Below are 8,024 nucleotides of genomic sequence, written 5' to 3' on the forward strand. Positions count from 1 at the left end.
GGGCTTGCGTTTGGGCAATATGCCACAGATTCGCACGGTGGTGGATGAAGAACTGGAAGGTGTTTGGACTGGCAAGAAAACGCCACAGCAAGCATTAGATACCGCTGTGTCACGAGGTGATGTGTTGTTGCGCCGCTTCGAGCAAACGAACAAATAAGATAATTTGGCTACTTTACTTGCCAGTTTGGGATTGGGCAGTGCTCGGTCTCCTCACGTACTATGTGTACGCTCCGGGACCTGTGCGCTGGCCGCACTCAAACTGGCTGCGCCAGTAACGCCAAATAGTCTTGTACTGTATTGAATCTGGATGTGGTGTTTTCGCTTGGCGCTTTGGCGCTAATCGCCCCGTCCGATAAACGGTTAATTCTATGTCATCTTCCCGTCCCGGTTTTTCCTGTAGTTGGTTACCTTACCTGTTGGTATTACCGCAACTGGCCATCACTGCGGTTTTCTTCTTATGGCCAGCGGGCGAAGCGTTGTGGTATTCGGTGCAAATGCTGGACCCATTCGGCCTCTCCAGCGAATTTGTTGGGCTGAGTAACTTCATTGCGCTGTTTCACGATGAATATTATTTAGCTTCATTTTACACCACACTGATTTTTAGCTTGCTGGTGGCGGGAATTGGCCTGGTGGTGTCGTTATTTTTGGCGGCGATGGTGGATTATGTTTTACGTGGCAGTCGCATCTATCAAACTTTAATGATTTTACCTTATGCCGTAGCCCCTGCCGTGGCGGCAGTATTGTGGATCTTTTTGTTCAATCCGGGGCTGGGGTTGATCACTCATTTTCTGGCCACACTCGGCTACAACTGGAATCACGCCCAAAATAGCGGGCAGGCGATGTTTCTGGTGGTGCTAGCATCAGTGTGGAAGCAAATCAGTTATAACTTCTTATTTTTCCTTGCTGTACTGCAATCCATCCCACGCTCATTAGTTGAAGCCGCAGCCATTGACGGAGCCGGGCCAGTGCGCCGCTTCTTCAATCTGGTGTTGCCGTTGATTTCACCGGTGAGCTTCTTTCTGCTGGTGGTGAATCTGGTCTATGCCTTCTTTGATACTTTCCCGGTAATTGATGCCGCAACAGGCGGTGGCCCGATGCAGGCGACCACCACCCTGATTTATAAAATTTACCGCGAAGGTTTTGCCGGGTTGGATTTATCCAGTTCAGCCGCTCAGTCAGTTGTTTTGATGTTGCTGGTGATTGGCCTGACGGTTATCCAGTTCCGCTTTGTTGAGCGTAAGGTGCGTTATCAATGATTGAGAATCGCCGTGGGCTGGATATCTTTTGCCACGTCATGCTGATTATCGGCGTGCTGTTGATTCTGTTCCCGCTGTACGTGGCTTTTGTGGCGGCGTCTCTGGATGACACTCAGGTGTTCCAGGTACCTATGACCCTGATTCCTAGCCCGCATTTATGGCAGAACATCAGCCATATTTGGCATGCTGGTGTGGGCAATAACAGCGCACCTTTTGGCTTGATGCTGTTTAATAGCTTTGTGATGGCGTTGGCGATTACCGTCGGCAAAATCACGGTATCGATGCTGTCTGCCTATGCCATCGTTTATTTCCGCTTCCCGCTACGTAACCTGTTTTTTTGGCTAATTTTCCTGACCTTAATGCTGCCGGTTGAAGTGCGAATTTTCCCAACGATTCAAGTCATTGCCAACCTGAATATGCTGGATAGCTACACCGGTCTGACTCTGCCGCTGATGGCATCCGCTACCGCCACTTTCTTATTCCGCCAGTTCTTTATGACCTTGCCAGATGAGCTATTAGAAGCAGCGCGCATTGATGGGGCGGGCGCTATGCGCTTTTTCTGGGATATCGTTTTACCGCTATCCAAAACCAATTTGGCCGCCCTGTTTGTTATCACTTTTATCTATGGTTGGAACCAATATCTCTGGCCAATCCTGATTACCAGCGATGCTTCTATGGGTACGGCGGTAGCGGGAATCAGAAGCATGATTTCCAGTTCAGGCGCTCCAACTCAGTGGAATCAGGTGATGGCAGCAATGATTTTGACTTTAATTCCACCGGTCGCGGTGGTCCTTCTGATGCAGCGTTGGTTTGTACGCGGCCTGGTAGACAGTGAGAAGTAATCTGATATGGCATGTTTAAAGCTTCAGGCAGTAACCAAATCTTATGACGGCGTGACGCCAGTAATAAAGCAGATTGATTTAGATGTCGCTGATGGTGAATTCATCGTGATGGTCGGCCCGTCCGGTTGCGGTAAATCGACATTGCTGCGTATGGTCGCAGGGCTAGAACGTACTACCAGCGGAGATATCTATATCGATAATCTGCGGGTGACGGATATGGAACCCAAAGATCGTGGCATCGCCATGGTGTTCCAGAACTATGCGCTATATCCCCATATGAGTGTGTTTGACAATATGGCTTATGGCCTGAAAATTCGGGGTTTTGGTAAAGCGCAGATCCGACAACGCGTGGATGAAGCCGCTCGTATTTTGGAACTAGAACCGCTGCTCAAACGCAAACCGCGCGAGTTATCCGGCGGTCAGCGCCAGCGAGTTGCGATGGGGCGCGCGATTGTACGCGAACCCGCCGTATTCCTCTTTGATGAACCCTTGTCTAATCTGGATGCCAAGCTGCGGGTACAGATGCGCCTTGAGCTGCAACAGTTACATCGGCGATTAAAAACCACCAGTTTGTATGTCACTCATGACCAAGTTGAAGCCATGACGCTGGCCCAGCGGGTGATTGTGATGAACAAAGGCGTGGCGGAGCAAATTGGTACGCCAAGTGAAGTGTATCAACGACCTGCGACTCTATTTGTTGCCAGCTTTATCGGCTCACCGGCGATGAACCTGTTAGCTGGCACCGTCAGCCCGGATGGGCGAGCCTTTATTTTAGCGGATGGAATGACTCTGCCGCTGGAAGTGCCACGGCCACAATGGGCAGGTAGGCGCTTGACCCTGGGTATCCGTCCGGAGCATATTCAGCAAACGGTATCTCAGCCAACGACATCTCAGCAAAAAACGTCAGCGCAGGGAGTGCCTATGGCTTTATTAACGCTCGAATTATTGGGCGCGGATAATTTAGCGCACGGGCAGTGGGGCGGGCAGAGTATGATCGCCCGTTTATCCCATGAAGAAATGCCCGCTGCGGGCAGTATGTTGTACTTGTATCTGCCGCCTGCGGCGCTGCACTTTTTTGATTCAGAAAGCGGACTACGGATGGAATCATGAGTAAAGACTGGCCTTATCCAACTATTGTTGCTCATCGCGGTGGCGGTTCATTAGCGCCAGAAAATACCTTAGCGGCGATTGATGTGGGCGCGCGTCACGGCCACACAATGATTGAGTTTGATGCCAAATTATCGCAAGACGGGCAGATATTTCTGCTGCATGACGACTCTCTGGAGCGCACCAGCAATGGCTGGGGTGTGGCCGGAGATTTGCCTTGGGAAAAGCTGATTCAGTTGGATGCCGGTGACTGGTATAGCACCGCATTTCGTGGTGAGCGCCTGCCATTGCTCTCTGAGGTGGCGGCCTGCTGTGCCCAGTATGGTATGGCGGCAAATATTGAAATTAAACCGACTACCGGGACTGAAATCCCTACTGGCCGGGCCATTGCACTGGCTGCCCGTTTATTATGGCAAGGTCAGGTGATTCCGCCCTTGTTATCGTCATTTTCGTTTGATGCATTAGCCGCAGCACAGCATGCCGCACCTGAGCTACCGCGCGGTTTATTGCTGGATAAATGGGATGATAATTGGCAGGCGATGACCCGACAGTTGGATTGCGTTTCTTTGCATATCAACCATAAACAACTGACAGCCGAGCGAGTGGCGTTACTCAAAGCCGCCGGGCTGCGTATTTTGGTCTATACCGTCAACCAACCGGTGCGGGCGCAAGAATTGTTAAATTGGGGCGTTGACTGTATCTGTACTGACCGTATAGATTTGATATATCCTCGTCCTTGAAGCCACAGGGGCGTTAGCTGCGCTCATTAACCCGAGTCACATACTTGTTTTGACCTTAAAAAAATAAGTATGCTCATCGGGATGTGCTCGTTTGCTGCCTACCTGTCACTCCAATGATTTTGATATAAACAGAACAGGAAACAGAGCGGTCAGCCATTCTTACATTTACGGGCTGACTTGGCCCGGTTTGACAGGAAGTGAACCATGCCCGCCTTTGTTATTTCGCTCTGGCACCAGATTGTCTTATCTTCACCGCTATTTGTTCTACTCGCACTGGGCTACGGTTTGGTTCGATTAGGTAAATGGCCATCCACGATTACCGATGGCCTGACCCGCTTTGTCTTCACCCTCGCATTGCCTGCCATGCTGTTTCGTATGATGTGTGATTTCTCCGAACGCCCGGCGGTAGATGCTCGCTTGCTGATTGCCTTTTTTGGCAGCTGTCTGGTGGTCTTTGTTATCGGGCGCATTATCGCCAGCCGGGTATTTCATCTGGATGGTGTATCCGGCTCGGTATTTGCCCTCGGGGGGATTTTTTCCAATAACGTGATGCTGGGGCTACCCATCGCCACCATTATGCTGGGGGAAAAATCTATTCCCGCAGTGGCGTTGGTATTGGTATTTAACGGATTGATCTTGTGGACATTAGTCACTATCTCGGTGGAATGGGCGCGCAATGGCTCACCAACGTTAGCCGGGTTTGCGAAAACCGCCCGTAGTGTACTGACTAACCCACTGATTATAGGCATTATTTCCGGCACATTATTCAGCCTGACCGGTTTGCAATTGCCGCAGTTTATTGACCAACCGGTCACTATGCTGGGGCAGGTGGCTCCGCCGCTGTCATTGATTGTGTTGGGAATGGGGTTGGCAGAATACCGCGTGAGTGAGGGTTGGCAAATCAGCAGTGCTATCTGTTTTCTGAAACTGATAGTGCAGCCGATGGTGATATGGGCGCTGGCATGGGCAATGAATTTACCCGCGCTGGAAACACAGGTGGTGGTATTGCTCGGGTCAATGGCAACGGGTGTAAACGTCTATCTGATGTCGCGCCAATTTAATGTGCTGACCGGCCCCGCCGCCGCGAGTTTAGTGATGTCGACTCTCTTGGCCGCCGTCACCACACCACTGATCCTGACCATTATTGGTGTCGGGATTTAGCCAATACGATTGGCTAAAGATTGAGCTGCTAACAGCGTATTGTAAATTTGGTTCGACTTACATTGGAGAGGGATACTCATCACATCGCGACAATAATGCTCATATCAACCTTGATGCCAAAACGAAAAAAAACTAAGATTAAATCCGGTTAACGAAATCAGGGTATCTAAATGAGTAAGGTCGATGTTCAAAAGGACATTAGTGATTTAATTGTTAATGCCTTCCCAAGAGAGTTATGGCTAAGCATACAAGATGTGTTTCATGCGAAGTATGCCGCAGCACACCAGGTAACAATAGAGTCAGCCCTAAATCTGGGGGCTCCTGAACAAAAAAGACTCAGGCCACAATTAAGGCATTATACGTTAAATGCAGCATTTAGAGACGCAGCATTAAATTCAGGGGTTATTCATAGCAGTGTTGAGACCTCACCAAAAGGTGAGTATTTTGTCGTCCTAAGTTCCGGTGGTGTCAAAATGAGCCGAATTGGACTTAATTATGATGAGCCAAATATTAAAGCGGCTAAACATCGGACACTCTTAGCTCAACTCAACGAAAGCTTGGAAGGCTACACACCTGATTTATTCAGCGAAATAATCATGGATAATGGACCTACTGGGACGTTAGGTGTATTACTTCTGAATATTAATCCACCTTATCGTGAATCACAGGGCAGGATGCTCGATTTAAGAGTTGTGGTGCCTTTCAGTAACTTGAAAGGATTCCATTTTAACTGGTCATTAACTGAACTTTTAGAACGATATACTGGTGAGCAAAAAGTTATCATTTTTGATAATGTTTTACCTCAACTGAAACGGCATCTGAAAGACCAAGAAAATTAAGTCGGCGGTACTATGAGAGTGGGAATATCAGGATTTCAACCAGAAAGATTAACCCAAATGCGAGAAGCTCGAGGGTTATCCAAAATTAACTTGGGTAGATTGGTTGAGCGTTCCCCATCAACAATAACAAAATGGGAGAACGGCAGCCATTCTCCTGATGCAGAAGGTCTTACCTGCCTCGGTAAGATTTTAAATTGCCCTGTAAGTTGGTTTACCAAAGCGGTTGATGAGAGAGAGAATAATCCTGTTTTCTTTAGAACATTGTCAGCAACAGCAAAAGATTTATGCAAATCTTCAGAAGTTTATATGGGCTGGCTGCAAGAGATATCGGCTTCTTTGCAGAGATATTTAGATTACCCAAATGTGAATATCCCACACTTAGAGATTACTGATTATCGGTCTATTGACGATGAAGCAATAGAGAGAATGGCTTCTGATTGTCGAAAATTTTGGGGATTGGGGATTGCACCTATCCAAGACCTATTATTAGTGATGGAAAACGCAGGGGTAGTTTGCTCTCGATTTGAACAAGGTAGTGTAATGATGGATGGATATTCTCAATGGAATGAGAAAGAGAATAGACCTTACGTCGTATTGGCGAGTGATAAAAATAATTATTTCCGCAGTCGTTTTGATGCCGCTCATGAACTCGGCCATTTAGTTTTACATAGATATGTGAAGCGACTCGATAGTATTAATTTTAAGCCGATTGAAGAACAAGCACATAAGTTTGCTGCCTGTTTTATGCTACCAGAAGAGGCGTTCTCTGCAGAATTACCTTCTTTCCCAAGCTTAGAAGATTTTGTATCACTTAAAAATCGTTGGGGAATGTCAGCACAATCGATGATTTTGAGGGCGCGAGATCTTGAGCTTATATCTTCTATTGAATATCAGCGACTCTATAAAAGCCTTTCGTCTCGAGGATGGCGTAAAGGTGAACCTTTGGATGATCAGCGTAAACCCGAGTCTGTAAGGTTGTTGCCTCGGTGTATTAATTTATTACTTGAATCTAATATTTTTTCAAAACAAGCCTTTCTAGAGTTTGTAAATTTATCCCGAGGTGATGTTGAGGATTTATGTTCATTGCCTAAAGGTTTTTTAGCAGAATCAGCAGTGCTCAGTTTTGAATCAAAAATACAGTTGAAGAATAGTATAAATACCCTTTCTGAAGTTGATCATCGGGCCAATGTTATCGATATATTTAAGCGTGGTTAAATCGTGATCTACATCGACTGTCTGCATGAAGTAGACAGTTGATAGTCGATTATCAGGTATCCGTCATGCATATGTGTTGGCTTCTCTTATTGCTTGCTCCGTCTATGGGACTCGCCTCTGTGAGGCCGTTGCAAGTTAAGGAGTAAGAAAAAGATTCAATAGATTAATTGTCAGCCATATGTAAACTGACTTTGCTAATAATTAGTGTTCCACTTCCGCTACAATTGCGTTTTATCACCTCAAAGAGCCAACTTATTGTGTTGTTACTGGTCATTACCACCATCTTGTGGGCATTCTCTTTTAGCCTGATTGGCGAGTATCTGGCAGGGCAGGTTGACAGCTGGTTCTCTGTGCTAATGCGCGTCGGGCTGGCAGCGCTGGTCTTCTTGCCTTTTCTGCGTTGGCGCAATATCAATTGGCGGGTGATTGTGCTGTATATGACGGTGGGCGCAATCCAACTGGGTATCATGTACTTGTTCAGCTTCCGCGCCTATATCTATCTGAGCGTGCCGGAGTTCCTGCTATTCACCGTGATGACCCCTCTGTATGTCACATTAATCTATGATTTGCTGCGGCGTCAGCGCTTGCGCTGGAGCTATGCTCTGAGTGCTTTGCTGGCGGTGCTAGGAGCTGCAATCATTCGCTATGACCATCTCAGTGAACATTTTTGGTGGGGATTGGTTCTGGTTCAGGCGGCAAACATCTGTTTTGCCATCGGGCAGGTGGGCTACAAACGGTTGATGGAAGTCCATCCTATCCCGCAGCATGTGGCCTTTTCATGGTTCTATGTTGGTGCTTTGATTGTCGCTGTCATTGCCTGGTTTGCTTTCGGCAATCCACAAAAACTGCCCACCACGCCGTTGC

Annotated in this window: 8 protein-coding genes and 1 pseudogene; all 9 read left to right on the forward strand. The window is 47.6% G+C overall.

Features of this window, described 5'->3' with window-relative positions:
• A pseudogene (locus ACNSO8_RS00075) lies at nucleotides 1–157 on the forward strand (sn-glycerol-3-phosphate ABC transporter substrate-binding protein); the annotation flags it as partial.
• Between the two features lie 211 nt (nucleotides 158–368).
• On the forward strand, nucleotides 369–1,256 hold the full coding sequence (ugpA, locus tag ACNSO8_RS00080) for a sn-glycerol-3-phosphate ABC transporter permease UgpA (RefSeq protein WP_418393453.1): 888 nt from the start codon (nucleotides 369–371) through the stop codon (nucleotides 1,254–1,256).
• Nucleotides 1,253–2,098, forward strand: a complete 846-nt coding sequence (ugpE, locus tag ACNSO8_RS00085; RefSeq protein ID WP_418393454.1) for a sn-glycerol-3-phosphate ABC transporter permease UgpE — start codon at nucleotides 1,253–1,255, stop codon at nucleotides 2,096–2,098. The genes ugpA and ugpE overlap by 4 nt, the downstream gene beginning before the upstream one ends.
• Before the next feature lie 6 nt (nucleotides 2,099–2,104).
• On the forward strand, nucleotides 2,105–3,208 hold the full coding sequence (locus tag ACNSO8_RS00090) for a sn-glycerol-3-phosphate import ATP-binding protein UgpC (protein ID WP_418393455.1): 1,104 nt from the start codon (nucleotides 2,105–2,107) through the stop codon (nucleotides 3,206–3,208).
• Nucleotides 3,205–3,945 (forward strand): glycerophosphodiester phosphodiesterase, encoded by a 741-nt coding sequence (gene ugpQ, locus ACNSO8_RS00095; RefSeq protein ID WP_418393456.1) that lies wholly within the window; start codon nucleotides 3,205–3,207, stop codon nucleotides 3,943–3,945. The genes ACNSO8_RS00090 and ugpQ overlap by 4 nt, the downstream gene beginning before the upstream one ends.
• Before the next feature lie 204 nt (nucleotides 3,946–4,149).
• A complete protein-coding gene (locus tag ACNSO8_RS00100) occupies nucleotides 4,150–5,106 on the forward strand; it encodes an AEC family transporter (protein ID WP_418393457.1) in 957 nt (318 codons plus the stop codon).
• Nucleotides 5,107–5,276: 170 nt separating this feature from the next.
• Complete coding sequence (locus tag ACNSO8_RS00105) at nucleotides 5,277–5,945, forward strand: hypothetical protein (protein WP_418393458.1); 669 nt, start codon at nucleotides 5,277–5,279, stop codon at nucleotides 5,943–5,945.
• Between the two features lie 12 nt (nucleotides 5,946–5,957).
• Nucleotides 5,958–7,160 (forward strand): helix-turn-helix domain-containing protein, encoded by a 1,203-nt coding sequence (locus ACNSO8_RS00110; RefSeq protein ID WP_418393459.1) that lies wholly within the window; start codon nucleotides 5,958–5,960, stop codon nucleotides 7,158–7,160.
• A gap of 257 nt (nucleotides 7,161–7,417) precedes the next feature.
• Nucleotides 7,418–8,024 (forward strand): EamA family transporter (locus tag ACNSO8_RS00115; protein WP_418393460.1); only part of this gene is annotated, 607 nt, incomplete at its 3' end.

The sequence above is a fragment of the Yersinia sp. LJYL362 genome (assembly GCF_048323875.1).

Coding starts and splice junctions, on each gene's coding strand:
- ugpA (WP_418393453.1), top strand. CDS start 369: ATGTCATCTTCCCGTCCCGGTTTTTCCTGTAGTTGGTTACCTTACCTG.
- ugpE (WP_418393454.1), top strand. CDS start 1,253: ATGATTGAGAATCGCCGTGGGCTGGATATCTTTTGCCACGTCATGCTG.
- ACNSO8_RS00090 (WP_418393455.1), top strand. CDS start 2,105: ATGGCATGTTTAAAGCTTCAGGCAGTAACCAAATCTTATGACGGCGTG.
- ugpQ (WP_418393456.1), top strand. CDS start 3,205: ATGAGTAAAGACTGGCCTTATCCAACTATTGTTGCTCATCGCGGTGGC.
- ACNSO8_RS00100 (WP_418393457.1), top strand. CDS start 4,150: ATGCCCGCCTTTGTTATTTCGCTCTGGCACCAGATTGTCTTATCTTCA.
- ACNSO8_RS00105 (WP_418393458.1), top strand. CDS start 5,277: ATGAGTAAGGTCGATGTTCAAAAGGACATTAGTGATTTAATTGTTAAT.
- ACNSO8_RS00110 (WP_418393459.1), top strand. CDS start 5,958: ATGAGAGTGGGAATATCAGGATTTCAACCAGAAAGATTAACCCAAATG.